The sequence below is a fragment of the Compostimonas suwonensis genome, assembly GCF_002797855.1.
Classification (GTDB): Bacteria; Actinomycetota; Actinomycetes; order Actinomycetales; family Microbacteriaceae; genus Compostimonas; species Compostimonas suwonensis.
In genome coordinates this window covers 173,018-199,081 of record NZ_PGFB01000004.1, presented here as the reverse complement: position 1 = coordinate 199,081, position 26,064 = coordinate 173,018, and the positions used below count along the sequence as shown (strand labels likewise).

General features: G+C 69.3%; 27 protein-coding genes. 19 read left to right on the top strand and 8 right to left on the bottom strand.

Features of this window, described 5'->3' with window-relative positions; translation table 11 throughout:
• The first annotated feature begins 138 nt into the window (after positions 1–138).
• The 6 genes from CLV54_RS12060 to CLV54_RS12035 all read left to right on the top strand — a co-directional run bounded on the left by CLV54_RS12060 (position 139) and on the right by CLV54_RS12035 (position 5,912).
• Positions 139–1,455 (top strand): ABC transporter substrate-binding protein, encoded by a 1,317-nt coding sequence (locus CLV54_RS12060; RefSeq protein WP_100345230.1) that lies wholly within the window; start codon positions 139–141, stop codon positions 1,453–1,455.
• 73 nt (positions 1,456–1,528) lie between these two features.
• On the top strand, positions 1,529–2,416 hold the full coding sequence (locus CLV54_RS12055; RefSeq protein WP_157802942.1) for a branched-chain amino acid ABC transporter permease: 888 nt from the start codon (positions 1,529–1,531) through the stop codon (positions 2,414–2,416).
• Positions 2,413–3,450, top strand: coding sequence for a branched-chain amino acid ABC transporter permease (locus CLV54_RS12050; RefSeq protein WP_100345228.1), 1,038 nt, complete (start codon positions 2,413–2,415; stop codon positions 3,448–3,450). The genes CLV54_RS12055 and CLV54_RS12050 overlap by 4 nt, the downstream gene beginning before the upstream one ends.
• Before the next feature lie 7 nt (positions 3,451–3,457).
• On the top strand, positions 3,458–4,207 hold the full coding sequence (locus tag CLV54_RS12045; RefSeq protein ID WP_100345227.1) for an ABC transporter ATP-binding protein: 750 nt from the start codon (positions 3,458–3,460) through the stop codon (positions 4,205–4,207).
• Positions 4,194–4,919 (top strand): ABC transporter ATP-binding protein, encoded by a 726-nt coding sequence (locus CLV54_RS12040; protein WP_100345226.1) that lies wholly within the window; start codon positions 4,194–4,196, stop codon positions 4,917–4,919. Before CLV54_RS12045 ends, CLV54_RS12040 begins: the two co-directional genes overlap by 14 nt.
• 51 nt (positions 4,920–4,970) lie before the next feature.
• A complete protein-coding gene (locus CLV54_RS12035; RefSeq protein ID WP_170061991.1) occupies positions 4,971–5,912 on the top strand; it encodes a MaoC family dehydratase in 942 nt (313 codons plus the stop codon).
• A gap of 17 nt (positions 5,913–5,929) precedes the next feature.
• Here CLV54_RS12035 and CLV54_RS12030 read toward each other — a convergent pair whose 3' ends face one another.
• Genes CLV54_RS12030 through CLV54_RS12020 form a run of 3 tightly spaced genes read right to left on the bottom strand, consistent with a single transcriptional unit; the run spans position 5,930 to position 8,434 of the window.
• Complete coding sequence (locus tag CLV54_RS12030) at positions 5,930–7,099, bottom strand: acetyl-CoA C-acyltransferase (RefSeq protein ID WP_100345224.1); 1,170 nt, start codon at positions 7,097–7,099, stop codon at positions 5,930–5,932.
• The gene (locus CLV54_RS12025; RefSeq protein ID WP_100345508.1) at positions 7,096–7,722 is read right to left on the bottom strand and encodes a 3-oxoacid CoA-transferase subunit B; all 627 of its coding nucleotides are present in this window, start codon (positions 7,720–7,722) and stop codon (positions 7,096–7,098) included. Before CLV54_RS12025 ends, CLV54_RS12030 begins: the two co-directional genes overlap by 4 nt.
• Positions 7,723–7,726: 4 nt before the next feature.
• Entirely contained in the window at positions 7,727–8,434 is a 708-nt protein-coding gene (locus tag CLV54_RS12020; protein ID WP_100345223.1) for a CoA transferase subunit A, read from the bottom strand.
• A gap of 126 nt (positions 8,435–8,560) precedes the next feature.
• Between CLV54_RS12020 and CLV54_RS12015 the strand changes: the two genes are divergently transcribed.
• Complete coding sequence (locus CLV54_RS12015) at positions 8,561–9,340, top strand: IclR family transcriptional regulator (protein WP_100345507.1); 780 nt, start codon at positions 8,561–8,563, stop codon at positions 9,338–9,340.
• Positions 9,341–9,371: 31 nt separating this feature from the next.
• Here CLV54_RS12015 and CLV54_RS12010 read toward each other — a convergent pair whose 3' ends face one another.
• Positions 9,372–10,319 (bottom strand): ROK family protein, encoded by a 948-nt coding sequence (locus tag CLV54_RS12010; protein ID WP_100345222.1) that lies wholly within the window; start codon positions 10,317–10,319, stop codon positions 9,372–9,374.
• 125 nt (positions 10,320–10,444) lie between these two features.
• Here CLV54_RS12010 and CLV54_RS12005 point away from each other — a divergent pair, with 125 nt between their 5' ends.
• The 5 genes from CLV54_RS12005 (at position 10,445) to CLV54_RS11985 (ending at position 15,697) form a co-directional block, all read left to right on the top strand.
• Positions 10,445–11,419 (top strand): sugar-binding transcriptional regulator, encoded by a 975-nt coding sequence (locus CLV54_RS12005; RefSeq protein WP_100345506.1) that lies wholly within the window; start codon positions 10,445–10,447, stop codon positions 11,417–11,419.
• Positions 11,416–12,429, top strand: coding sequence for a deoxyribose-phosphate aldolase (gene deoC / locus CLV54_RS12000; protein WP_100345221.1), 1,014 nt, complete (start codon positions 11,416–11,418; stop codon positions 12,427–12,429). The genes CLV54_RS12005 and deoC overlap by 4 nt, the downstream gene beginning before the upstream one ends.
• A 34-nt stretch (positions 12,430–12,463) precedes the next feature.
• Positions 12,464–14,044: an aldehyde dehydrogenase family protein gene (locus tag CLV54_RS11995; RefSeq protein ID WP_245861675.1), complete on the top strand. Its 1,581-nt coding sequence runs from the start codon at positions 12,464–12,466 to the stop codon at positions 14,042–14,044.
• The gene (locus CLV54_RS11990) at positions 14,041–14,901 is read left to right on the top strand and encodes an aldehyde dehydrogenase family protein (RefSeq protein ID WP_100345220.1); all 861 of its coding nucleotides are present in this window, start codon (positions 14,041–14,043) and stop codon (positions 14,899–14,901) included. Before CLV54_RS11995 ends, CLV54_RS11990 begins: the two co-directional genes overlap by 4 nt.
• 154 nt (positions 14,902–15,055) lie before the next feature.
• Positions 15,056–15,697, top strand: coding sequence for an FMN-dependent NADH-azoreductase (locus CLV54_RS11985; protein ID WP_100345219.1), 642 nt, complete (start codon positions 15,056–15,058; stop codon positions 15,695–15,697).
• Here CLV54_RS11985 and CLV54_RS11980 read toward each other — a convergent pair.
• The gene (locus CLV54_RS11980; protein ID WP_211294536.1) at positions 15,694–15,987 is read right to left on the bottom strand and encodes a CBU_0592 family membrane protein; all 294 of its coding nucleotides are present in this window, start codon (positions 15,985–15,987) and stop codon (positions 15,694–15,696) included. The genes CLV54_RS11985 and CLV54_RS11980 overlap by 4 nt on opposite strands.
• 80 nt (positions 15,988–16,067) lie before the next feature.
• Here CLV54_RS11980 and CLV54_RS11975 point away from each other — a divergent pair, with 80 nt between their 5' ends.
• Positions 16,068–16,982: a LysR family transcriptional regulator gene (locus tag CLV54_RS11975; protein ID WP_170061990.1), complete on the top strand. Its 915-nt coding sequence runs from the start codon at positions 16,068–16,070 to the stop codon at positions 16,980–16,982.
• Positions 16,983–17,025: 43 nt separating this feature from the next.
• On the opposite strand, the gene CLV54_RS11970 is transcribed toward CLV54_RS11975, so the two are convergent.
• Together CLV54_RS11970 and CLV54_RS11965 are read right to left on the bottom strand one after the other, a co-directional pair.
• Complete coding sequence (locus tag CLV54_RS11970; RefSeq protein WP_100345217.1) at positions 17,026–17,817, bottom strand: ABC transporter permease; 792 nt, start codon at positions 17,815–17,817, stop codon at positions 17,026–17,028.
• Positions 17,814–18,845: an ATP-binding cassette domain-containing protein gene (locus tag CLV54_RS11965; RefSeq protein WP_211294535.1), complete on the bottom strand. Its 1,032-nt coding sequence runs from the start codon at positions 18,843–18,845 to the stop codon at positions 17,814–17,816. Before CLV54_RS11965 ends, CLV54_RS11970 begins: the two co-directional genes overlap by 4 nt.
• A 61-nt stretch (positions 18,846–18,906) precedes the next feature.
• On the opposite strand from CLV54_RS11965, the gene CLV54_RS11960 reads away from it, so the two are divergent.
• The 4 genes from CLV54_RS11960 (at position 18,907) to CLV54_RS11945 (ending at position 22,352) form a co-directional block, all read left to right on the top strand.
• Entirely contained in the window at positions 18,907–19,935 is a 1,029-nt protein-coding gene (locus CLV54_RS11960) for a helix-turn-helix transcriptional regulator (protein ID WP_100345216.1), read from the top strand.
• 35 nt (positions 19,936–19,970) lie between these two features.
• Positions 19,971–20,639, top strand: coding sequence for a lipoyl(octanoyl) transferase LipB (gene lipB / locus CLV54_RS11955; RefSeq protein WP_100345215.1), 669 nt, complete (start codon positions 19,971–19,973; stop codon positions 20,637–20,639).
• A complete protein-coding gene (gene lipA, locus CLV54_RS11950; protein ID WP_100345214.1) occupies positions 20,636–21,634 on the top strand; it encodes a lipoyl synthase in 999 nt (332 codons plus the stop codon). Before lipB ends, lipA begins: the two co-directional genes overlap by 4 nt.
• A 124-nt stretch (positions 21,635–21,758) precedes the next feature.
• Positions 21,759–22,352 (top strand): GDSL-type esterase/lipase family protein, encoded by a 594-nt coding sequence (locus CLV54_RS11945; RefSeq protein ID WP_100345213.1) that lies wholly within the window; start codon positions 21,759–21,761, stop codon positions 22,350–22,352.
• Between the two features lie 33 nt (positions 22,353–22,385).
• Here CLV54_RS11945 and CLV54_RS11940 read toward each other — a convergent pair whose 3' ends face one another.
• A complete protein-coding gene (locus CLV54_RS11940; protein ID WP_100345212.1) occupies positions 22,386–22,664 on the bottom strand; it encodes a metal-sensitive transcriptional regulator in 279 nt (92 codons plus the stop codon).
• Positions 22,665–22,924: 260 nt separating this feature from the next.
• Between CLV54_RS11940 and CLV54_RS11935 the strand changes: the two genes are divergently transcribed.
• The gene (locus CLV54_RS11935; RefSeq protein WP_100345503.1) at positions 22,925–25,369 is read left to right on the top strand and encodes an esterase-like activity of phytase family protein; all 2,445 of its coding nucleotides are present in this window, start codon (positions 22,925–22,927) and stop codon (positions 25,367–25,369) included.
• 90 nt (positions 25,370–25,459) lie between these two features.
• Positions 25,460–25,831 carry a DUF6804 family protein gene (locus CLV54_RS11930; protein ID WP_100345211.1) on the top strand — a complete coding sequence of 124 codons (372 nt, stop codon included), beginning with the start codon at positions 25,460–25,462 and terminating at the stop codon, positions 25,829–25,831.
• Positions 25,832–26,064: the final 233 nt, after the last annotated feature.

The following is a 26,064-nucleotide window of genomic DNA, read 5'->3' as shown; positions in this document are numbered from 1 at the left end:
GTCGATTCCGGATTCACGGAATCGCGTTGTCGGCGCAGAACGGCGCCCATAGAGTCAGCCTGTCGGAAATCATTTCCGAACTCTCGGAATCTGTCGGGGGCTAACTAGGGCCGCCAACCTCAATGTGGAGGAACAGAAGTGACAAATGCACTGCACGGTACAGACCAGCGGCACGGTATAGACAAACGGCACGGTACAGGCGAGCGGCGCGGCCACACACCGCGGCGCATCAGGGCCGCGGCCGCGATAGCGGGCGCGAGCGTCGCGATCCTCGCACTCGGTGCGTGTTCTTCGGATGGCGCGGCGGGCGGCGACGGCGGTGACTCGTCGGGCACGAGCTACACGATCGGCCTGCCCTTCCCACTGACGGGATCGTGGGCATCGGGCGGCCAGGCATCGGCGAACGGCGCGCTCCTCGCGATCGACGAGATCAACGCGGCCGGAGGTATCAAGGCCCTCGACGGCGCCCAGCTGACGGGAGTGACGGCCGACACGGGCTCCACCGATCCCGGGCAGGCCGGAACCGTCACGCGCCAGCTCATCGAGCAGGACGGCGCGGTGGCCATCGTCGGTGCATATGTGACGGCGTTCACGAACACGGCATCGACCTCCGCCGAGCAGGCGAGCGTGCCGCTCATCACGATGTCGAACTCGGATGCGCTCGGCGAGCGCGGTTACCAGAACTACTTCCAGGTGTCGATCCTCGCGAGCGCCTCCGGTGGGTCCGCGGTGTCGTACCTCAAGGATGCCTTCGCCGCCGTCGGCTCGCCGGTCGAGAAGGTCGCCGTGCTCGCGGCGAACGACGCGACGACACAGGCGCAGGGGGAGACGGCGATCCAGCAAGCGTCCGACAACGGTCTCACGGTGGTCAACCAGGCGTTCTATCCGCAGGACCTGAGCGACGCCACCGTCATGGTGCAGACGGCGCTCGCTGAACATCCCGACGCCATTCTCCTCGGCGGCCCCACCCCCGCCGTCGCAACGATCGTCAGCACGGCGCGCACTCTCGGATTCACGGGTCCCATGGTGGGCCTCGGCGGTGGCGGCATCCTCGACCCCGAGTTCGGCGAGCAACTGGGCGAATCCGTCAACGGTGTTCTCAGCATGACCAGCTGGAACTTCGACCTGCCGTACGACGGCATCGGCGACGTCAACGAGGCGTACAAGGCCAAGTACGGCAAGTTCGCTCCGCAGGAGGCGGGCGAGGCGTATGTCGCCGTGTGGGAGATCGCGGCCGCGATGGAGAGCGCGGCCAGCGCAGACCCCGCCGCGATCTCGAGCGCGCTCCATACGATCGAGTTCTCGGAGGGCCCGGCGAGCTGGATGCCCGGTGGCTCGGTGCGGTTCGACGAGACGGGTCGCAACTCCGTGATCTTCCCGATCATGATCCAGTGGCAGGACGGCGTGCCGTGCACGGTCTGGCCGCAGGAGGTCCAGGCCTGCAAACCGGAGTAGTAGACAGTCGCTCGTGTCAGTACTGGGCCGTCCGGCGTCACCCGTCGGGCGGCCCAGCCAAATGATCGGACAGGTGCCACTCGACATGCAACTATTCGCGCAGACCGCGCTCACGGGTCTCCTCCTCGGCGGCGTCTACGGGCTTGTGGCCATGGGCCTGAGCCTGATCTTCGGAGTGATGAGGGTCATCAACTTCGCACACGGGTCGATCGTGCTCGTGGGCATGTACCTCGTGTACTCCCTTTACAACGCGGGAGTGAATCCGTTCGTCGCCCTGCTGATCGCGGTTCCTCTCGGCCTCCTCTTCGGAGCGCTCCTGCAGACGGTCCTCCTGGGGCCGGTCACGGGCAAGGACGAGTTGCGTCAGCTTCTTCTCACGCTCGGTCTCAGCCTCATCATCAAGAGCATCGCGCAGGTGATCTTCTCTCCCAACTCCCTGTCGCTGTCCGGGTTCACGGCGGGCTCGACACTCGTCGACATCGGTGGCGGCCTCTATGTGAAGCCCGCGCACATCATCGGCTTCGCGATAGCGATCCTCGTCGCGGCGATGCTCGTCCTGATCCTCCGCTACACGGATCTCGGGAGGCGGATGAGGGCGGTCGTCGACGACTCGCAGATGGCCGAGTCCGCGGGAGTGCGATCGAAGCGGATCTACACGATCTCGATGGCGATCGGAATCTGCATCGCTATCGTGGCGGGCGGGGTGCTCGTCACCTATCAGCCGGTCTCGCCGACGACCGGTGACGCGTTCCTGGTCATCGCGTTCGTCGCCGTCGTGCTCGGCGGGCTCAGCAGCGTCTACGGCGCATTCGTGGGCGGGGTCATCGCGGGTGTCGTACAGCAGCTCACAAGCGCGTTCGTCGGACCGGCGCTGCAGGATGCCGGCCTGTTCGTCATCTTCATCCTCGTACTCATCTTCAGGCCGAACGGCCTCTTCGGGCGAAAGGGAGACGTGGCATGAGAGAACGTCTGAGCCTCATCGTCGGGGCCGCATTCTTCGTGTTCCTCGCAGTGTCGCCGCTCTGGCTGCTGCGAACCGGATACCTGCAGGGCCTCGGCTTCGAGGCGATCACGCTGGCTGCGATGGCCGTCGCCTGGAACATCGTGGGCGGGTTGGGCGGCCGGCTCTCCTTCGGGCATGCAGCCTTCTTCGGGATCGGGGCATACACGAGCACGCTTCTGGTCGTGAACTTCGGCATCTCGCCGTGGCTCGGCGGAATCGCCGGAATGGTGATCTCGGCCGTTGTCGCGCTGGGGCTCGGCTCGATCACGACACACCTGCGAGGCGTCTACTTCACCCTTGTGACCTTCGTCTTCTCGCTGCTGCTCGTGAACCTGGCGCGCCACTTCACCGAGCTGACGGGTGGCGACGTGGGATTGAGCGTTCCGCTCACGGAGCCGTCGTTCCTGATGTTCCAGTTCCGCGGTCAGCAGAGCTACTACTACATCGCCTTGATCACCCTCGTGATCTTCACGGCGATCGCCTGGCTGGTCATGCGGAGCTCCTTCGGCTACAAGCTCCGCTCGGTGAGAGACGACGTGGATGTCGCGCGGGCCCTCGGGGTGAAGACCGAGCAGGTCAAGCTCCGGGCGTTCGTCCTGAGCGCTGTGATGGTGTCATTCGTCGGGACGCTGACCGCCCAACACGACCTCTTCATCGACCCGACGGGTGCGTTCGGAACCGACAGGTCCGTCGAGATGGCGCTCGGTGCGATCTTCGGCGGCGCAGGAACCCTGTGGGGCCCGGTGATCGGCGGGATCGCGGTGGTCGTGATCAGCCAGTCGGCGAACAACGCCCTGCAGCACGTCTTCGCGGGTGCGGATGTGATCGTGTACGGCCTCTTCCTCATCGCTGTGGCGCTGTGGCTGCCCGGCGGGCTCGTCTCCATCCCGCGTCGGATTCGCGCGGCGGTGGAGAAGGGGCGCAGGAAGCACCAGGATCAGACGACGCCTGTGCCACCCCGGCGGCAGGCCAGCGAGAAGTCACGGAGGTGAGATCGGGATGTCACGCGCGCTTATCGAGATGGATGGCGCCTCCAAGTCGTTCGGGGGTGTGAAAGCCGTCAACAACGTGACCTTCACCATCGACGAGGGTGGGGTGATCGCGCTCGTCGGGCCGAACGGGGCGGGAAAGAGCACCACCTTCGACCTTATGACGGGCTTCCAGAAGCTGGACAGCGGTCGTCGACGGACGATGGGGATCGACACGACCCGATCGCCGAGCTATCGCTTCCCCGAGCTCGGCGTCGCCAGAACCTTCCAGAAGGTTCGTCTCTTCCCGTCGATGACGGTGCTCGAGAACGCTCTCGTCGGCGGCCTGGCGAAGTTCCACTCCGTGTCGGCTGCCGAGGGCGCGGCCCGCCGCGCTCTCGAACGGCTGGGTCTCGACGATCGGGCGGACCGAAGCCCGGCAGAGCTCACGCTCATCGACCGAAAACGGCTCGAGCTCGCGCGCGCGCTCGTGCCCGAGCCCACCTTGCTCCTGCTCGACGAGGTGATGACGGGCCTGACCCCGCACGAGGTGGAGGATGCGATCATGCTCATCCGCCAGCTGGTCGACGAGGGCGTGACCGTCCTGCTCGTCGAGCACCTGCTCAAGGTGGTCATGCGGATCAGCCGCCGTGTGCTCGTGCTCGAGCACGGACAGCTCATCGCGGACGGCACGCCGGACGAGGTCCAGGCGGATCCGCAGGTCATCGAGGCGTACATCGGAGTACCGCGACACGAGGAGGTGGACGATGCTGGTCGTTGACGGCCTCGAGGTGCGCTACGGCGACGCCCGCGCCATCCGCGACGTATCGATCGAGGTGCCCGATCACGCGATCACGAGCATCCTCGGCTCGAACGGGGCGGGCAAGTCGACCCTCCTGCGTGCGATCGCCGGCCATCTGAGCAGCAGCGGCGGGCGGATCGTCTTCGACGGCGAGGACATCACCGGCCTTCCGCCGTATCTGATCGCGGAGCGGGGAATCGCCGTCGTTCCCGAGGGACGCCGTATGTTCTCGCATCTCACGGTCGAGGAGAACCTGCTCGTCGGAGCGAGCGCCCGCCGGTCGCAGTCGGGCAAGCGGAAGCGGCTCGGGGAGATGTACGATCTCTTCCCACGACTCTCCGAGCGCAAGCAGCAGCAGGCGGGGACGCTCTCGGGCGGCGAGCAGCAGATGGTCGCCATCGCTCGGGCGATGATGTTGAATCCGAAGCTCGTGCTTTTCGACGAGCCGTCGCTCGGCCTCGCCCCGATCGTCACCGATCTCGTCTTCGAGACGATCTCGACGCTCGGGCAGGAGGGCCTGACCATGCTTCTGGTCGAACAGAATGCCTCTCTCGCACTCGCCACGGCGAGCCGCGGATACGTGTTGGAGCAGGGGCGTGTGGTCGTCGAAGGGGATGCCGCGACGCTTCAGGCCTCGCCTGCTGTGCGTGAGGCTTACCTGGGCATGGGGATCGAGGGGGAAGCCGGATGAGCGGATGCTCGATGTTCCCGGTGCGCGGCACGGTCGGGCGGGATGATCGGCGTGCCTGACTACACGGCGTCCGACATCCGCGACGAGTACCGCTTTCCCGTCGAGGAGCTCTCAGTGCGACGGTACGCAGAGGCCGCGTGGGACGCGAATCCGCGCTACCGGTACTCGGGTGACACCGCCTCGATCGCGGTGCCGCCGATGTTCGGATGCCTCGCCGCGACGCTCGCCGGTCGTTCTCACTCACTCGAGGTTCTCGGGTTCGACGTCGCTCGCTCATTCCACGGCGAGGAGACGATCCTGCTCTACGCCCCTCTGATCGTGGGCACGACGCTCACGGTGACGGATGCGACGCTGCGTCTGCCCGATGTGATGGGCCGGCGCGGGGGCGTGATGCGCCGCGCGCGCCGTCGGAGCATCCTCGCCGACGAGCGGGGGAACGTCGTGGGCGTCGTGACGCGCACGCTGCTCGAAGCGGCCGACCCTCTTGTGTCGTCGGTTCCCACCGGTGACACGAGGGTGTTCGATGACGGCTTGCGTGTGCGCACAGACCCCGTCGTACCGGACCCCATCCCGGCACGCTGTGCTGCGCCGGGCCGATCCCTGGCCGAAGGCCGCTTCGGTCCCATCACCCGTGCGGATTTCGTACGCTATGCGGTCGCCAGTGCAGACCTGACGGCGATTCACTACGACGAGAACGCCGCTCGGTCCCGGGGCTATCAGACGACGTTCGCCATGGGCATGCTCTCCGCAGCCCTGATCGGCCACATGGTCACCGACTGGTTCTCCCTCGACTGCCCGTGGCGGCTCTCCATGCGCTTCTCGGATCAGATCTGGCCCGGCGACGTGCTCGTCGTCTCGGGAGAGGTCGTCTCCGCCGACGACGAGAAGGTCACGGTGTCGTCCGCGTGCTCGTCGGACCGCGGTCTCGCGACGACGGCGCTGCTCGAGCAGTGGCTCCCCGGCGCGACGCCGCCGGGACCGGACGACTACTGACTCGCTCCGTTCGACGATCACCGTGCGCGCAGAACCACGGCAGAGCCCTGACCGCCTCCGCCGCAGATGCCGGCGGCGCCGAGCGCCCCGCTGCCGGCATCCGCGAGCTGGCGGGCGAGCGTGCCGACGATGCGCGTTCCCGAGGCTCCGATGGGGTGGCCGAGCGCGATCGCGCCCCCGTAGCGGTTGACGATCGAGGGATCGATCCCGAGGGCGGCGGTCGAGTGCACCGCGACCGAGGCGAACGCCTCGTTGATCTCGACCGCCGCCAGGGCTGCCGGATCAGCTCCGAGCGAGGCGAGGGCCGCAAGGATGGCGTCCGCGGGCTGTGTATGCAGACGGACGCCGGGACCCGCTACGAACGCCGTCGACTCGATCGAGGCGATGCCGGGGATCGCGTGCTCGGCGGCATAGCGCTCGGAGACGAGGACGATCGCGGCGGCGCCGTCCGTGATCTGCGACGAGTTGCCGGCCGTGATCGTCCCGTTCGATGAGAACGCGGGTCGTAGGCCCGCGAGTGTCTCCTCAGTGGTCTCCGGGCGCACGCCGTCGTCGGTGTCGACGACGATCGAGCCGCGACGGGATTCGATCGTGAACGGCTCGATCTCGGCAGCGCTCCACTGCGCTCCCGATGCGGCTCGGGTGTGCGACGACGCGGACCACCGATCCTGTGCGGGTCGCCCGATGCCGAGCTCCCCGTTGCCCTCTTCGGTCGAGGCGCCCATCGAGCGGTGCTCGAACGCGTCGGTGAGCCCGTCGTGCTCGAGCGTATCGACGAGTTCGATCGCGCCGTACCTCGTTCCGGCACGTGCACTGAACGCGTGCGGGGCGAGCGACATCGACTCCTGGCCTGCGGCGACCACGACGTCGGCCCTGCCCTGATCGATGAGCAGAGCACCGCTGGAGACCGCTTCCATCCCGGAGAGGCAGACGGCGTTGAGGGTGATCGCAGGAACCGTCAGCGGAATGCCTGCGGCGAATGCGCTCTGGCGCGCGGGATTCTGCCCCGCCCCGCCCTGAAGCACCTGACCGATCAGCACCCGCTCGACCTCCTCGGCCGGAACTGCGGCCCGAGCGAGCGCGGAGCGGATCGCGTGCGCGCCGAGCGCGACGGCGGGAACGGCCGCGAGACTTCCGGCGAAACGGACGAACGCGGTGCGGGAGTAGCCCGCGATGACGGCGTTCATCCGGCCTCCTCGATGGCGATCCGGAAGGGGGCGCCCGTTGTCGAGCGCAGCTCCTCGACGGAATGGCCCGGGGCGATCGCCACGAGGTTCAGCCCGTCGTCGGTGATGTCGAAGACCGCGCGATCGCTGACGATCCGGTCGACGCAACGCACGCCGGTGAGGGGGAGATCGCACTCGGCGACGATCTTGGGGCTCCCGTCTTTCGCGAGGTGCTCGGTGATCACGATGACCCTCGGTGTGCCGGCCACGAGGTCCATCGCGCCACCCATGCCCTTGACGAGCTTGCCGGGGATGGTCCAATTCGCGAGGTCGCCGAATTGCGAGACCTGCAGTGCACCGAGGATCGCGACCGCGACGTGTCCGCCGCGGATCATGCCGAACGACGTGGCCGAGTCGAAGATCGAGGCGCCGGGCGCGAGGGTGACCGTCTGCTTGCCCGCGTTGATGAGGTCGGCGTCCTCGTCGCCATCGACGGGGAACGGGCCCATTCCGAGGATGCCGTTCTCGCTCTGCAACGTGACGTTGACGCCGGGTTGGAGGGCATTGGCAACGAGTGTGGGGATACCGATGCCGAGGTTGACGTAGTCGCCGTCGTTCAGGTCTCTGGCCGCGATCCCGGCCATCTCATCACGCGTCCACACGGGGCAGCACCGTCCTCTGCTCGATCTCTTTCGTGGGGTCCTCCACGGCGACGAGCCGTGACACGAAGATGCCGGGTGTGTGGATGTCGTCGGGGTCGATGAACCCTTCGACCATCTCCTCGGCCTCTGCGACCGTCACCCTTCCGCATGTCGCGACGAGCGGGTTGAAGTTGCGTGCGGTCAGCCGGTAGCGCAGGTTGCCCGCGTCGTCAGCGGAGCGCGCGCGCACGAGGGCGAGGTCGGCGACGATTCCCCGTTCGAGGATCGCGCGCACGCCGTCGAAGCTCGCCTCGGACTTGCCCTCGGCGACGGGGGTGCCGACCCCGGTCGGCGTGTAGAAGGCCGGGATGCCGGCACCGCCCGCGCGCAGGCGCTCCGCCAGGGTGCCTTGCGGCACGAACTCGACGTCGAGCGATCCATCGAGGTACTGCTCGGCAAAGCGCCTGTTCTCGCCCACATAGGAGGCGAGCACCTTTCGCACCTGACCGCCCTCGAGGAGCAGGCCGAGGCCTTTTCCGTCGACGCCCATGTTGTTGCTCACGATGGTGAGGTCTCTCACCCCCGTGTCGCGGAGCGCGCTGATGAGATTGGTCGGATTACCGCTCAGACCGAAGCCGCCGACGGCGACCGTCATTCCATCGAAGACGACGCTCGTGAGCGCGTCTGCGGCGCTGGCCCTTCGTTTGCCGGGCATCTCACTCCCTTGTGTGCGTAAGGTGTCCACACTATGACGATCATGAGGCTATCCATTACCCGCCAATTCAGTTGAATTATGGTCGAAATCTGGAAATCCATAGAGTAGATAGTCCAGAATGTGGACATGCCGACTTCCGTTCCCGGTACACAGCTCGTCGACCGCACAGCCGCCGTGCTGCGCTGTGTGAGCGGTGCCATGCCAGCCGGGCTCTCGACGACGCGGGTCGCCGAGGCGACCCGCCTGACTCGACCCACGGCGCACCGGATCCTCGCCTCCCTCGCCGCCAACGGGTTGCTCGACCACGACCCGGTCACGAACCGCTGGGTGCTCGGCCCGGAGCTCTATGTGATGGGGGCGCTTGCGGCCGAGCGCTATGACATCACGCGCGTCGCGCGCGAGAGCCTTCGAACGCTCGCAGCGGCCACGGGCGAGAGCGCGTTCCTCTCGGTGCGGCGCGGTGAGGAGACCGTGTGCCTGCTGCGTGAGGAGGGCGCCTTCCCGATCCGTTCGTTCGTACTCTACGAGGGGATCCGCTTTCCCCTCGGCGTGGCATCCGCCGGGCTCGCGATCCTGTCGTTCCTCCCCGACGAGCGCGTCGACGACTACCTCGCGCGCAACGATCTCACCCTCGCGCACGGGCGGTCGCATGGGACGGGGCCGCTGCGGGACCGGATACGGGCGACACGTGCGACGGGGTATGCGCTCAATCCCGGGCTCATCGTCGAGGGGAGCTGGGGAATGGGGGCGACCGTCTTCGATCCGCACGGCGAGCCCGCGTGGGCTCTCAGCCTCACCGGGATCGAGCCGCGCTTCTCCGCGGAACGACGTCCGGCGCTCGGTCGGCTGCTCCTCGAGCAGGCGCATCGAGTGACGCAGGAGCTGCGACGTCGACCGGGGTCGTAGCGGGAACGGGGTGACGGCCCCGAACCGAGGACTACGGCCGGCGCAGCATCTCGGCGCGGTGGATGATCGCGCCGGCGCCCACGAGCGGTCCGGTGCCGGAGAGCCCGGAGGGCGCAACCCGCACCTTGCGCACGAAGCCGAAGTGGTGACGCGCGATCGTCTCGCGGATGACCGTGAGCAGGTCGGGCGTCGACTGCGAGAACCCGCCGCCGATCGCGACGAGCTCGAGGTCGAGGAGGGCCGTCGCGCTCGCGATGGCCTGGCCGAGCGCCGTTCCGGTGCGCACGATCGCCTGCCGCGCGAGCTCGTCGCCGGCCGCGTAGCTCGCGGCGAGCTCCTCGCCCGTGCCGCCGACCCAGCCCTGGGAGTTCGCCCAGGCCACCGTGTGCGGCCCCGAGGCGATGGCCTCGAGGGAGCCCCGATTGCCGAAGGTGTCCTCGCCGACGATGCCCGCGACATCCACATGGCCGATGTGGCCCGCGTTGCCCGTGGGGCCGGCGACGACGCGGCCGCCGAGGATGAGCCCGCCGCCGATGCCCGTCGAGACGACCATGCCCATGAGGTTGTCGACGCCCTGGCCGGCGCCGACCCAGTGCTCGGCGAGGGTGATCGCGACGCCGTCCATCTGCAGCTCGACGGGCACATCGCCCAGCTCACCCGCGACGGAGGAGCGGATGAGCTCACGCATGGGGTAGTCGCGCCACGCCGGCACGTTGAGCGGCGAGACGAGCCCCTCGCTCACGAGCACGGGGCCGGCGGAGCCGATGCCCACGCCGACGATCGTGTCGCCCTGCGGGCGCGCGGCGATGGCGGAGGCCACGACGCCGGTCACGCTCTGCTCGAGCTGGGAGGAGTCGGCCGCCCGGCCGGTCGGGGCGCGATGGCGCGATCCTTCGACGACGGTTCCGTTGGCGCTCACGAGAGCGGCTTCGACCTTGGTGCCGCCGAAGTCGACGGCTACAGCGAGTTTTTCTGGCACCAGGAAAGGCTATTGGACGCGGGGACCGGTCGACGCCATTGCTCAGATGAGCAAAGCCACCCACAGATGTTGAGAACCGCCGGGCACGTGCCTATCGTTGACTGAAGAAGAGAGTGGGGTCCGCCGTGTTGCAGAGTGACGAGCTGCTGTCCCTCCGTGCCGCCGAGCTGTACTACGAAGACGACAAGACGCAGGAGGAGATCGGCAACCTCCTGCACATCACGCGCTGGAAGGTCGGCCGCCTGCTCGCGCAGGCGAAGCAGAACGGCTTCGTGCGCATCGAGATCTCCCACCCCCGGGCCCGCAAGGTGCGCATCGAGCGTGCTCTGCGCGAGCGCTACGGCCTCGACGACGCCGTCGTCGTCTCGGGCACGGACGCCGCGAGCGACGACGATCTGCGATTGCGGGTCACTCGCTCCGCCGCCGACTACCTCACCGCTCTGCGCCCCACGCCGCGCTCCCTCGGGGTGAGCTGGGGCCGCACCCTGCACGACCTCGCGAGCCAGCTCGACGAGGGCTGGGCGCGCGGCGTCGACGTCGTGCAGGTCAACGGCGGCGTGAGCGTGACCATGCACCCCGGCGACGCCGCCGAGACCGCCGTCACGATCGCCAACAAGGGCGGCGGCCGGGCCACCGTGCTGCCGAGCCCCGCGATCTTCGAGCGGGTCGAGACCAAACGCGCCGTCGAGACCGATCGCACGGTCGCCGCGGTGCTGACCCGTGCCGGTGCGGTCTCCGCCTACCTGTTCAGCGCGGGCACGGCCGACGAGAACTCCGTGCTCGTCGACAGCGGCTATCTCACGGCCGAGGAGGTCGCGACCCTCGTCGACCGGGGAGCGGTCGGCGACGTCGTCGGCCGTTTCATCGACGCCCAGGGCGCGATCGTCGACCACGAGCTCAACGAGCGCACCCTCGGCCTCGGTCACGACGCCCTGCGCTCGGCCACCATCAGCATCGCCGTGATCGCCGGCGCCGCGAAGCTCGGGATCGCCCGGGCGGTCGCGTCGAGCGGCCTGTGCACGGTGCTCGTCACAGACGAAGCAACGGCGTCGGCCCTCGTGGCCGACAGCCGTGCTCTCCAGGAAGGAATCGCACGATGACACTCACCCAGCAGGGCGGGAGCGCGCCGGCCGAGAGGATCCGGGCCCTCGTCGACGGAGACCCGACCGACGCCGATCTCCGCCGCTACCTCGAGGGCATCCCGGGAGTCGACGCCGTCGGGCTCGAGGCCCGCGCGGCAGACCTCGCCACCCGCTCCATCAAGACGAGCTCGAAGAGGCGAGCGCTCGACACGATCATCGAGCTCATCGACCTCACGACGCTCGAGGGCGCGGACACCCCGGGAAAGGTGCGCTCGCTCGTCGCCAAGGCGATGACCCCGGACCCCTCCGACCTGAGCACCCCGCGCGTCGCGGCCGTCTGCGTCTACGGCGACATGGTGCCCTACGCCGTCGAGGCGCTCGGCTCGGCGCACGCGGCCGGCGGAGACGGCGGCATTCAGGTGGCCGCGGTCGCGACGGCCTTCCCGAGCGGCCGGGCGTCGCTCGCGGTCAAGCTCGCCGACACGAAGGATGCCGTCGAGGCCGGCGCCGACGAGATCGACATGGTCATCGACCGCGGTGCCTTCCTCTCCGGCCGTTACGGCAAGGTCTACGACGAGATCGTGGCCGTCAAAGACGCCTGCCGCCGCGCCGACGGCAGCTCCGCCCACCTCAAGGTCATCCTGGAGACCGGCGAGCTCAACACCTACGACAACGTGCGGCGCGCCTCCTGGCTCGCGATCCTCGCCGGCGGCGACTTCATCAAGACCTCGACCGGCAAGGTCTCACCCGCGGCGACCCTGCCGGTGACGCTCAGCATGCTCGAGGTCGTGCGGGACTGGTACCGCGTGAGCGGCCGTCGTGTGGGCGTGAAGCCGGCCGGCGGCATCCGCAGCTCGAAAGACGCCATCCGCTATCTCGTGACCGTCGCCGAGACGGCCGGCGAGGAGTGGCTGCAGCCGCACCTCTTCCGGTTCGGGGCGTCGAGCCTGCTCAACGACGTGCTGCTGCAGCGCCAGAAGATGACCACGGGCCACTACTCGGGCCCCGACTACGTCACCGTCGACTGAGAACCGCCGTCGGCTGAGAAAGAAGACAACACTCATGACTTTCCTCGAATACGCACCGGCCCCCGAGTCGCGGACAATCCTGTCCCTCCGCGACGAGTACGGCCTGTTCATCGGAGGCGAGTTCGTGCCCGGCAACGGCGCGAGCTTCCAGACCATCTCCCCGGCGACGGAGGAGCGCATCGCGACCATCGCGAGCGCCGACGCGGCCGACATCGACGCGGCCGTCGCATCCGCCCGCCGGGCCTACGACACGAGCTGGTCGCGGATGTCGGGCTCCGACCGCGGCAAGTACCTCTTCCGCATCGCGCGTCTCGTGCAGGAGCGCGCCCGTGAGCTCGCGGTCGCCGAGAGCCTCGACAACGGCAAGCCCATCAAGGAGAGCCGCGACGTCGACGTGCCGCTCGTGGCCGCCTGGTTCTTCTACTACGCGGGCTGGGCCGACAAGCTCGATCACGCCGGCGTGGGGCCCAACCCCGCCGCGCTCGGCGTGGCGGCCCAGGTCATCCCGTGGAACTTCCCGCTGCTCATGCTCGCCTGGAAGATCGCGCCGGCGCTCGCCGCGGGCAACACGGTCGTGCTCAAGCCTGCAGAGACGACGCCGCTCTCGGCGCTCATCTTCGCCGAGATCCTGCAGCAGGCCGATCTGCCCGCCGGAGTCGTCAACATCGTGACAGGCGCGGGGGAGACCGGGCGGCTGCTCGTGAACCACCCGGATGTCAACAAGGTCGCCTTCACGGGGTCGACGGCGGTCGGGCGTGAGATCGCGCGCTCCATCGCGGGCACGGGCAAGAAGGTCACCCTCGAGCTCGGCGGCAAGGCGGCGAACATCGTCTTCGACGACGCGCCCATCGACCAGGCGATCGAGGGCATCGTCAACGGCATCTTCTTCAACCAGGGCCACGTCTGCTGCGCGGGCTCCCGCCTCCTGGTGCAGGAGAACATCCACGACGAGGTCGTCGACCGCCTCAAAGAGCGCCTCTCGACCCTGCGGGTGGGCGATCCGCTCGACAAGAACACCGATGTCGGCGCCATCAACAGCGCCGAGCAGCTCGCCCGCATCCGCGAGCTGAGCGACATCGGGGAGGCCGAGGGCGCCGTGCGCTGGAGCCCGAAGTGCGAGCTGCCGCAGAACGGCTTCTGGTTCGCGCCCACGATCTTCACGAACGTCTCGACGAGCCACCGCATCGCGCGCGAGGAGATCTTCGGGCCGGTGCTCTCGGTGCTCACCTTCCGCACGCCCGCCGAGGCGATCAGCAAGGCCAATAACACTCCTTACGGCCTCTCGGCGGGCATCTGGAGCGACAAGGGCAGCCGCATCCTCGCCGTCGCCGACAAGCTGCGCGCGGGCGTGGTCTGGGCCAACACCTTCAACCGCTTCGACCCGGCCTCGCCGTTCGGCGGCTACAAGGAGTCGGGCTACGGGCGCGAGGGCGGACGCCACGGGCTCGCCGCGTATCTCAAGCCCGCCAGTGCCAAGCCGGCGCTGACCGCGAGCCCCGCGGCGGCTGTCGTCGAGGCCCCGAAGGCGGCGGCGAAGAAGACGGCACCGAAGGCTGAGCCCAAGACAGCACCGAAGGCGGCTCCCGCCACGAACCGCAAGGGAGTGAAGAAATGACCCGACTGGCCGTTCCCAAGACCTACAAGCTCTACATCGGCGGAAAGTTCCCGCGCAGCGAGTCCGGCCGCACCTACGAGGTGACGACCGCCGAGGGCGCCTTCCTCGCCAATGCGGCCCAGGCCTCGCGCAAAGACGCCCGCGATGCGGTCGTGGCGGCGCGTGCCGCTCTCGGCGGCTGGTCCGGCGCCACCGCGTACAACCGGGGTCAGGTGCTCTACCGCATCGCGGAACTGCTGGAGGGGCGGCGGGCGCAGTTCGTCGACGAGATCCGCGCGGCGGAGGGCGCGACATCCGCTCAGGCCTCGGCGCAGGTCGACGAGGCCATCGACCGCTGGATCTGGTACGCGGGCTGGGCCGACAAGTACGTGCAGCTCGCCGGCAACGGCAACCCCGTCTCGGGTCCGTATTTCAACCTCTCGACCCCCGAGCCCACCGGCGTCGTGGCGATCATCGCCCCGCAGGACTCCTCGCTCCTCGGCTTCGTGAGCGCCGTCGCGCCGGCCCTCGTGAGCGGCAACACGGTGGTCGTCGTCGCGAGCGAGCGCCTGCCGCTCGCCGCGATCAGCCTGAGCGAGGTGCTCGCGACGAGCGACGTGCCCGGCGGCGTGGTCAACGTGCTGACCGGCTCTCCCGCCGAGATCGCGCCGTGGCTCGCCTCGCACTCCGACGTCAACGCCCTCGACCTCGTGGGCGCGGAGGAGCTCGACTGGGTCGACCTCGAGATCGCCGCCGCCGAGACCCTCAAGCGCGTGCTGACCCCCGAGTCCGGCCCGGATGCCGCGGCCCCCGCGCTCGCGCGCATCACGGCGTTCACCGAGACGAAGACCGTCTGGCACACGAAGAGCCTCATCTGAGCGCATCTGGACCTCGATTCGAGGTTTGGACGTCGAGACTCGCTGTCACGGAACGCGAAAGTCTCGCCGGCACGTGATCTTCCACGTGCCGGCGAGACTTTCTCCCGCCGCGACGCTGTCAGCTACCGCTGAAGCCGGGTTGTAGCGTTGGGTTATGCCCACGCTGCTGCACCTCGACTCATCCGCCGACCTGACGTCGTCGCGCTCGCGCGCGATCACGGCGACCTTCGCCGAGGCCTGGCGCGGTCGAGGTGACGACTACACGGTCGTCTACCGCGACCTCCACATGCGACCGCTGCCGCACCTCGCCGACCCGGCGCTGCACTGGGCGCCCGAGCTGCGGCCGCCGGGTGCAACGCCTGCGCGCGAGGCCGATGAGCTTCAGCGGCAGCTCCTCGACGAGCTGCTCTGCGCCGATGTGCTGCTGATCGGAGCGCCGCTCTACAACTACTCGCTGCCCTCGACGCTCAAAGCCTGGATCGACTACATCCATGTTCCCGGCGTGACGGGCTCCTTCGCCGGCAGTCCCCGACCTCTCGAGGGACGCCCGGCGGTGATCGTCACCGCGCGAGGCGCGGTGTACGACCCCGGCACGCCGAGCCAGGACTGGGATCACGAGGTTCCCGCGTTGCGGATCGTGCTCGGCTCCGCCCTTGGCATGGACGTCACCGTCGTCACGACGAGCGTGACCCTCGCCGATTTCGTGCCCGCGCTCGCCGAGCTGGCTGAGCGCAGCGCGAGCGAGCTCGCCGCAGCGCACCGGGAGGCGGCGCGGCTCGGCGCCGCTCTCGGCTAGAGCTCGGGCTCGGGCCGGGCTCCGGTGCGCAGCCGCAGGCGGGCACGACGCCCGTGCACGAGCCCGACCGCCCCGATACCGAGCCAGGCGAGGTTGAGGGCGGCCGACGGCCAGGCCGAGAGGTAGGCGGTGTTGACCATCAGGAGGGCGCCGCCCAGGAGATTGGCGCCCTGGTAGGCCCAGCCGTCCACCCGCAGCCTCTTGACGGTGACGAGCGCATACGCTCCGAGCAGCAGAAGGGTGCCGAGCCAGCCGATCACGGTCATGAGCACGGGTATCAGGTTGTCCACGGCATCCATTCTCGGCTTAAGTTCCGCTACGGTGGTAGATGTTTCTTCTACAGTCCGGGTTAAGTAGCGATGGAGGCCAGATGACTCTTCCCGACGTGCGCAGGCTCATGGTGCTGCGCGAGCTCAAGCGCTCCGGGGGAGTGCAGGCTGCCGCCCAGAGCCTGGGCATCACGGCATCCGCGGTCTCTCAGCACCTCGCCAAGCTCGAGGCGGAGACGGGGCTCGGCCTCGTCGTGCGCGCCGGCAACAGCAAGCTCACTCTCACGCCCGCGGGGCTCCGGCTCGCCGCGCGCGCCGACGCCATCGCCGACGAGCTCGTGAGCGCGTCGAGCGACATCTCCGAGCTGCGCGGGGCCCACCGTCGCACGGTCACGGTCGCCGCGTTCCCGACGGCCATCCAGAGTCTCGTCGCACCCGCCGCCGCCGTGCTCGGGGCGGAGGCGAGCGCGGTGACGGTGCGGATCGTCGAGGACCGGGACGGCTCCGGCATACGCGCACTGCGCGCGGGAGCCGCCGACATCGTGATCGCCAAGCGCGAGACGGGCGAGGATGCTCTCGCAGACGAGGGGATGAGCGAGGACGTGCTCATCGACGACCCCTACCGGATCGTCGTGCCCGCCTCGTGGCCGCCACCGGCGGCGCTCTCCGAGCTCTACGACTCGCCCTGGGTGGGCCTTCCCGACGGGATGCCGGGCGCGCTCCTCGAGACCATCGAGAGACGCGACGGGGTGCGACTGCGCCGGGAGCACGAGTGCGTGGAGTATCCCGCCGTGCTCGCGATCGTCGCGGCAGGCCTCGCCGCCGCCGTGGTGCCCATGCTCGCGCTGCCCGAGCCCGGCGGCGTCCGGGTGCTGGGCGCCGGTGTGCCGGGTGTCGGCGAGCTGGGCTCGCGCAGGATCGTGGCCCGTTACCGCACGGAGTTCCCGCGGCTCGTTCCCGCCGCACGTTTTGTGCTCGACCAGCTCGCCGAGCGGGCGGCCGTGGCCGCCCGCTGACAGAACGCAGCCCCGCGACTCCGCTGCGGGCTCAGCTCGTGGCTCAGCTGCTCCTGCGCATGCCCCGGATGCCGAGGCCCAGACCGAGCGCCGCGACCACGGCGGCCGCGACGAAGCCGCCGAGCACCGTGAGCGAGGCGATGTCGCCCGAGAACAGCGCGCGCTCGGCGGCGACGATGTAGCTCACGGGGTTGAAGGCCGCGGCGACCCGCATCCACTCGGGCCCGTCGTCGAGGGGCAGCAGCATGCCCGAGAGGATCATGATCGGAAAGAGCAGGCCCTGCTGCACCGTCCAGAACATCCAGTCGCGCGACTTCGAGGCGATCGCGAGCGAATAGCTGAGCGCGCCGAAGCCGACTCCGAAGAGGCCGATGAGCACGAGCCCGACGAGCATGCCGGCGAGGTCGGGCCGGAAGCCGAACGGGATCGTCAGCAGCACGATGACCGTGGCCTGGATCACGAGAGGCACCATCTCCTTGAGCGCGCGCCCGACGAGCAGCGAGGAGCGGGCGAGCGGCGCGACGAGGGTGCGCTCGTGGGAGCCGGTCTGCATCTCGAAGAGCAGGTTCGAGCCGGTCATCGCCGTTCCGAAGAGGGCGATCATCACGAGGATGCCGGGCACGAACCACTGCAGGGTCTCCGCCGTCGACTGCCCCGAGGAGCCGCTCAGCAGCGGCCCGAAGAAGATCAGGAAGACGAGCGGCTGCATGAGGCTGAACACGAGCGAGAACGGGTCGCGGATGACCGGCCTCAGCTCCCGCACGAAGACGTTGCCGGTGTCGCGCAGAAATCCGGTGGGGCGTGCGCCGGTGGTCGTGCTGGTCGTGGTGGTCATCGTGCGGCCTCTGCTTTCGCGGGTTCGGTCGTCTGCCCGATCGCGTGCTCCGCGGCGGCCCCCGACTCGCGCAGGCTGCGGCCGGTGAGAGCGAGGAAGACGTCGTCGAGGGTCGGCTGGTGCAGGGTCGCCCTCGAGACACGGATGCCGCGGCCGTCGAGCTCGCGCAGCAGCCCGAGCAGCGCGGCATCCGCTTCGTCCACCGTGCAGGTGACGGTTCGTCCCTCGGCGACGGCCCTGCTCGCACCGGCGGCCCGCGCGCAGGCCACGGCGTCGGCGGCATCCGCGGCGTCGTCGAGCGTGAGCACGATCCGGTCGCCGGCGAGGGTGCGTTTGAGGCCTGCGGCGGTGTCGTCGGCGATCATCCGGCCCTCGTCCATGACCATGACCCTCTCGGCGAGCTGGTCCGCCTCGTCGAGGTAGTGGGTGGTGAGGAAGATCGTGGTGCCGTACTCCTCGCGCAGGCGCAGGATGTGCTCCCACAGGTTGGCGCGGCTCTGCGGGTCGAGGCCGGTCGACGGCTCGTCGAGGAAGAGCAGCTCGGGCCCGTGGATGAGGCCGAGCGCGATGTCGACCCGGCGCTTCTGCCCGCCCGAGAGCCCCTGCACGGGGCGCTTGGCGAACGAGCCGAGGTCGAGCGACTCGATGAGCTCGTCGGCCCGTCGCCGGGTCGCGCCGCGGCCGAGGCCGTAGAAGGCGCCCTGGCTGAGCAGTTCGTCGCGCACCCGTTGGTATTGGCTCGCGCTGTTGCCCTGGCCGATGTAGCCGATGCGCCGGCGCACCTCGGCCGGGTCGCGGCGGATGTCGTGGCCCGCGACGCGCGCCTGCCCGCTCGTGGGCGGGATGAGGGTCGTGAGCATCCGCAGGCTCGTGGACTTGCCGGCGCCGTTGGGTCCGAGGAAGGCCACGAGCTCTCCGCGTTCGACCTCGAGGTCGAGGCCGACGACGGCGTCGACGGGTGCCTTCTTGACGATGAACCTCTTGCTCAGCCGCCGGGCGCTGATGATGGTGTCGGTGTGAGTGGTCATGGGGAGAGGTTAGGAATCCATCAGGCCACTTTCCGTCCGCTATGCGCGAGAAGATGGTGCCATGTCCGACACGACAGCCAGAACCCTCGAACTGCTCTCCCTGCTGCAGACCCACCGGCACTGGGCGGGCCCGGAGCTCGCCGAGCGGCTCGGCGTGAGCGGGCGCACCCTGCGCCGCGACATCGACAGGCTGCGGGAGCTGGGCTACCGCGTCGGTGCGACTCGGGGCGCGATCGGCGGCTACCAGCTCGAGGCCGGCAGCGAGCTGCCGCCGCTGCTGCTCACCGAGGACGAGGCCGTCGCGATCGCGGTCGGGCTCAGCGCGAGCGCCCAGGGCGGTCTCGAAGGATCGGAGCACCTCACCCTCAGTGCGATCGCCAAGCTCGAGCAGGTGCTGCCGGCCCACCTGCGCCGGCGGGTCGCCGCGCTGCAGAGCCACACGCTGCCGATGAGCCTCTGGCAGGCCGGTGCGGGGCAGCAGGGTGAACTGCCGCAGGTCGCGCCCGAGCTGCTCGGGCAGCTGGCGCTCGTCTGCCGCGATCGCGAGCGGGTGCGCTTCCGCTATGAAGGTACGAGCTACGAGGGTACGAGTGGGGCGCGGAGCGACCGCCTCGTCGAGCCGCATGCCCTCGTCTCGGCCGAGCGCCGCTGGTATCTCGTGGCCTGGGATCTGCACCGCGACGACTGGCGCACCTTCCGGGTCGACCGGATCGACGGCCTCTTCCCGACCCGGGTGCGGTTCGCCGAACGCGAGCTGCCGGCCGCCGACGCCGCGGAGTTCGTGGCCGCGGCGATCTCGAGCCTCAAGCGCCGGCACGTGGCCCGAGTCATCCTCGACGTCGACATCGACGGCTTCCTCGCGCACTTCGGCGTCTGGGGCTCGGGAGCCGAGCCGGTCGCGGCCGCCACCACGATGTGGCCGATCGGCGGCTACAGCTACGAGGAGATGGCGAGCGCGCTCTACTGGATCCCCGAGGGCATGAGCTATCGGGTCGAGGCCGAGCCGGGATTCCTCGACTACCTGGGCCGCCTCGGACGGGTGCTCGTGCGGGCGGCCTCCACTGACCGGGATCCGGAGAAGGATAATTAACTGGACGCAGTCCATTTATTAATTAGACTGCCCGTATGGATGTCATTCTGGCGGGGTTCGGTGACCGGGCCGTTCCGTACGACGAGGCACTCGCGCTTCAGCGGGGCCTTCACGACGGGGTGACGGCGGGGACGATCCCCGACACCCTCGTGCTGCTCGAGCATGAGCCCGTCTATACGGCGGGCAAGCGCACGGAGGCGTCTGAACGGCCGACCGACGGCAGTCGGGTCATCGACGTCGACAGGGGTGGCAAGCTCACCTGGCACGGGCCCGGTCAGCTCGTCGGCTACCCCATCCTGCGGCTCGAGGAGCCGATCGACGTGGTCGGCTACGTGCGACGGCTCGAGAGCCTGCTCATGGAGGTTCTCGAGGAGCTCGGCGTCGACTGCCGGCGGATCGAGGGCCGGTCGGGCGTCTGGGTGACCCGAGGGCTGAGCGACTTCAAGATCGCGGCCATCGGCATCCGCGTCGCCGGGGGAGTCACGATGCACGGCTTCGCGCTCAACTGCAGCAACAGCCTCGAGCCCTACGCGCACATCGTCGCGTGCGGCATCCGCGACGCCGGTGTCACGACGGTGTCGGAGTGCCTCGGCCGCCGGGTCGATCCGCTCGACGTGATCCCGCTCGTCCGTGCGCGATTCGACGTGTTCGCGGAGCCCGGGGCCGCTGCGGGGAGCGCGAGGGTCGCGGAGGCCGCGGCATGAGCGCCGCCCCGGAGGGCCGCAGGATGCTGCGTCTCGAGGCCCGCAATGTGCAGACGCCCATCGAGCGCAAGCCGGAATGGATCAAGACCACGGCGCGGTTCGGGCCGGAGTACCAGGCTCTGCAGGCCCTCGTGAAGTCGGAGGAACTGCACACGGTGTGCCAGGAGGCGGGCTGCCCCAACATCTTCGAGTGCTGGGAGGATCGCGAGGCCACCTTCCTCATCGGCGGCTCGCAGTGCACGAGGCGGTGCGACTTCTGCCAGATCGACACGGGCAAACCCGCCGACTACGACACCGACGAGCCGCGCAGGGTCGCGGAGTCGGTGGGGCGGATGCGGCTGCGCTATGCGACCGTGACGGGCGTCGCCCGCGACGACCTGCCCGACGAGGGCGCATGGCTGCACGCCGAGACCGTGCGCGAGATCCACCGGCGCAACCCGGGCACGGGGGTCGAGATCCTCGCCACCGATTTCTCCGGCAACCCCGATCTGCTGGGCGAGGTGTTCTCGTCGCGGCCGGAGGTCTTCGCCCACAACGTCGAGACGGTGCCGCGCATCTTCAAGCGCATCCGCCCGGCCTTCCGCTACGAGCGCTCGCTCGACGTGCTCGCGCAGGGACGTGACGCGGGGCTCATCACGAAGTCGAACCTCATCCTCGGCATGGGCGAGGAGCGCGCCGAGATCAGCGCGGCACTGCACGATCTGCACGACGCCGGAACCGACATCATCACCCTCACGCAGTATCTGCGCCCGAGCCCGAGGCACCTTCCGGTCGCGCGCTGGGTGAGGCCGGAGGAGTTCGTCGAGCTCAAGGAGGAGGCCGAGGAGATCGGCTTCCTCGGCGTGCTCGCGGGCCCGCTCGTGCGATCCTCGTACCGCGCCGGTCGGCTCTGGGCGCAGTCGATGCGGCGCAAGGGGTTCGAGCTGCCGCAGAACCTCGCGCACCTCGCCGACCAGGCCGAGCAGCCGGCGGCCTTCGCGCAGGCGGTGGGATAGCCGGCGCAGGGTCTCATCCGGAGCCTCGCACGGGATCTCATAGCACGTCAGGCCCTGGTCAAGCTCAGGATGCGGGGGGATGATGGAGAAGGGCACGGCGCCCGAGCGCCCAGGGAGGTTGGCCATGACGACTGTCGGCACGATCGTGTTCGCAGGAGACAGCATCACGGAGGCCGGGCGCTGGGCGGAGTGGTTCCCCGACCACGAGACCCACAACCTCGGCGCCGGCGGTGACACGACCGACCATCTCCTCGCCCGCCTGAGCGAGATCGTCGACCTCGACCCCGATGCCGTCGTGCTGCTCATCGGCACCAACGACCTGGCCTGGCGCCGCTCCGTCGAGCACGTCGTGCGCACGATCGAGACGATCCTCGTGACGCTGCGCAAGGCGCTGCCGGAGACCCGCATCCTGTTGCAGTCGGTCATCCCGCGCGGCGCGGAGTACGCCGAGAGCATCCAGGAGATCAACCGTCACCTGTGGCAGTTCGCGCCCACCGTGCGCGCGCAGTACCTCGACCTCTGGCCCGTGCTGAGCTCCGACGGCACCGCGATCGACAGCGTCTTCTCCGACGACGAGCTGCATCTGACGGATGCCGGCTACGAGGCGTGGCTCGCGGCGCTGCGCCCGGCTATCGACGCGCTCGACGCGCTTCCCCCGATCACGCGGCCCATCGTGCTGCCCGTCGACCATTACGAGCGGCCGCGGCGCGGATTCTGACGCCGCCGCCGGACGCTCGGGCGCCCGCAAGCCTCAGGCGCGATTGTTCGACAGCTCGAAGACCCGCAGCAGCTCGGTGATCGCGGCCTCGCGCTGCTCGCCGCCGGCCTCGAACATCTCGGTGACGTGCGTGCGCAGGTGGTTCTCGACGAGGAGCTTGTTGAGCGAGCCGAGCGACTTCTGCACGGCGAGCGACTGCGTGATGATGTCGATGCAGTAGGCATCGTTCTCGATCATCTTCTCGATGCCGCGCAACTGGCCCTCGAGAATGCGGGTGCGGTGCAGAGCGCGCTTCTGGATGTCCTCGATCACCCGACAAGGCTACCGCTGCGCGATCGCGACGGGACGCGGGCGCGAATCGGGCGCGACGCGGGCGGGGCGGGTCGGGGATGCGATCGGGACCTCGCCGCGGATTTGCCGTCGCATAACCGTTCATTCACCATCCGGAAACCCGCCGTGAGCCTCTCCGTTACTCACCGCCGTCACGCTCGATCGGGCGGCATTCCCCGTGGCAGAGAAAGCTATGGATCCGATGTGCGTCGACTACCGATTTCACGTGAACGAGGAGAGACATGGGCGTCAGTTCGAGTGTTCGCGGGGGTGCCGTAGTCGCGGCATCCGTCGCGGCGATCATGGTGACCGGGGCGGTGGCCCTTCCGGCCGCGAACGCCGCGGAAGAGGGTCAGAGCTACTTCAACAGGGTGGCCACGGTTCCGGCCTACCTCAACGCGACGCCGGTCGGGGGGCCCGCCGTCGCGGAGATCTCGACCGTCACGCCTGACGGCAACACCGTCATCACGACGGACGCCGTGGGCGACCAGATCGCGTTCTACGACATCACCGACGCCCATGCGCCCGTCGCGGCCGGCGCCGTCCCCGTCGACGGCTCGCCGACCTCGGTCTACGCGGTCGGCGACTACATCCTCGCCGTCGTCGACGGCTCGGACGGCGACTTCGTGAACCCCTCCGGCCACGTGAGCGTCCTCGCGGCCGACGGCGACCACGAGGTTCTCGAGACCATCGAGCTCGGCGGCCAGCCCGACTCGATCGACATGACCTCCGACGGCAAGTACGCCGTCATCGCCATGGAGAACCAGCGCGACGAGGAGTTCACCCCCGAGGGCAAGGAGGAGGGCGACCTGCCTCAGCTGCCCTCCGGCGAGCTCGTCATCCTCACCCTCGACGGCGCCCCCGCCGACTGGGAGCTGCGTCGCGTCGCGCTCGCGGGCCTCTCGGGCCTCACCGAGGCCGAGGACGCCGAGACCGAGTACGTCACGATCAGCCCCGACGACAGCACCGTCGCCGTGACCCTGCAGGAGAACAACGGCGTCGCCTTCGTCGACATCGAGAGCGCGGCCGTCACGAGCCACTTCTCGGCCGGCACGAGCAGCCTCTCGGGCATCGACACTGAAGACGACGGCGCCCTCTCGCTCACCGGGAGCTTCACCGACGTTCCCCGCGAGCCCGACTCGATCGGCTGGATCGGCAACGACCTCGTCGCGACGGCCAACGAGGGCGACTGGCTCGGTGGAACCCGCGGCTGGACCATCTTCGACGCGCAGACCGGCGACGTGGTCTTCGACTCCGGCACCGACATGGAGTACCTCGCCATTCAGCACGCCCTCTACCCCGACAGCCGCTCGGACGCCAAGGGCACCGAGCCCGAGGGCCTGCTCTCGGCGACCTTCGACGGCGTCCCCTACGTCTTCGTCGGCAGCGAGCGCGGCAACTTCGTGGCCGTCTACGACGTGACCGACCCCACGCAGCCCCGCTTCGTGCAGATCCTGCCCTCGACGAACGGGCCCGAGGGCCTGCTCGCGATCCCCGAGCGCGACCTCCTGGTCGTCTCGAGCGAAGAGGACGACGCCGAGATCAGCATGCGCGCGACCGTTCAGGTCTACGAGTTCGGCGCCGACAAGCCGTTCTTCCCGAGCCTGCGCTCGGAGTACGTGGATGAGAAGCCGATCGCCTGGGGCGCCCAGTCCGGCCTCACCGCCGACCCGAACGACCCCGGCATCCTCTACTCGGTGAGCGACAACGCCTACGCGCCGAGCCTCATCTACACGATCGACGTGACCGAGGAGCCCGCCGTCATCACCGAGGCCCGCCCCGTCACGGTCGACGGCGAGAACGCCGCCCTCGACCTCGAGGGCATCTTCGCCCGCCCGGCCGGCGGCTACTGGGCGGTCTCCGAGGGCGCGACCGGCCCCGAGAACCACCTCCTGCTCCTGGATGACGCGGCAGCGGTCATCGACGACATCGAGCTTCCCGCGACCGTCGCCGACGCACTCGGCAAGTGGGGCTTCGAGGGCGTCAGCGCCCAGGTCGTCGGTGAGAACGAGTACGTCTGGACGGCACTGCAGCGCGAGCTCAGCACCGACCCGGCCGGCACCGTGCGCCTCGCCCGCTACGACGTCGAGGCCGGGAGCTGGGACTTCTTCGGCTACGAGCTCGATGCCGTCTCCGACGCCTCGAACACCGCCGACTGGATGGGCCTGAGCGAGATCACGGTCTTCGCCGGCAAACTCGCGGTCATCGAGCGCGACAAGCTCAACGGCGAGAAAGCGGCCATCAAGCGCATCTACAGCGTCGAGCTGCCGACCGGCCCGGGCCTCTCGGCCGACGACGCCGACGGCGAGCTGCCGGTCCTCGAGAAGACGCTGCGCCACGACGTGCTGCCCGACATGAAGGCGACGCACGGCTGGACCCAGGAGAAGCTCGAGGGCTTCACCGTCGGCACCGACGGCCAGGCCTACGCGGTCACCGACAACGACGGCGTGAACGACGCGACCGGCGAGACGGTCTTCCTGCGCCTCGGCTCCGCCGACGTGATGTTCGGCCTCGTGCCGGATGACGGCGGCGACGGCGGCACCGGCGAGGGCACCGACCCGGCCGGCGAGGTCGAGAAGCTGCCGAGTACGGGAGCGGACGCCATGCTCTGGCTCGCGGCAGGCGGCATCCTGCTCGCCGGCGGCATCGCGACGACGTTCCTCGTGCGCCGGCGCCGCCTGAGCTGAGCCCCGGCACAGCGTTGATCAGCGCGTAGAACCGCACAAGCGACAACCGGCCTGGCCGGGGGCGACACCGCCCCCGGCTAGGCTGTTTTTATGCCCACGAACGAACCCGCCATCTCCCGACCGGCGCTGGCTCCCGGCCTGCTCGCCGCGATCGCCCTGCTCGCGGGCCTGGCGCTCCTGGGCTCGCCCGACGGCTACATCGTCATCCGCTACATCGTCTCCATCCTGGCCCTCATCATCGTGGTCTTCGCGGTCCAGGCCAAGAAGTGGTGGTGGCTCGTGGGCCTCGTTCCCATCGCGGTGCTCTGGAACCCCGTGTTCCCGATCACGATCGACGATCAGCCGTGGCTCTTCCTGCAGTTCGCGGCGTGCGTCGTCTTCGTGGGCGCCGCCATCCGCATCACCGTGCCGAATCCGGCGGCGCGCAACCAGGCCTCACGCGGAAACACGACCCGCCGCTGACGTTTGTGGCCGCCATGAGCCCGTTCGCCCCCCGAATGGCGTAAACTGGGCGGGTACGCCGGGCAACCCGGACGCCATCCGACACGTGACACGTGATCTTCGGTGTGGCTTTCCCTCGCGGGTCGGCGTGCAGCTGTTCCGTCGGTGAGGTTCTTCGGGGTTCTTCCACGAAGACCCGGGGCTTCTGCCAGACCGGCGTATCGGCAGACACGATCCTCTCGGATCGCCCGCCT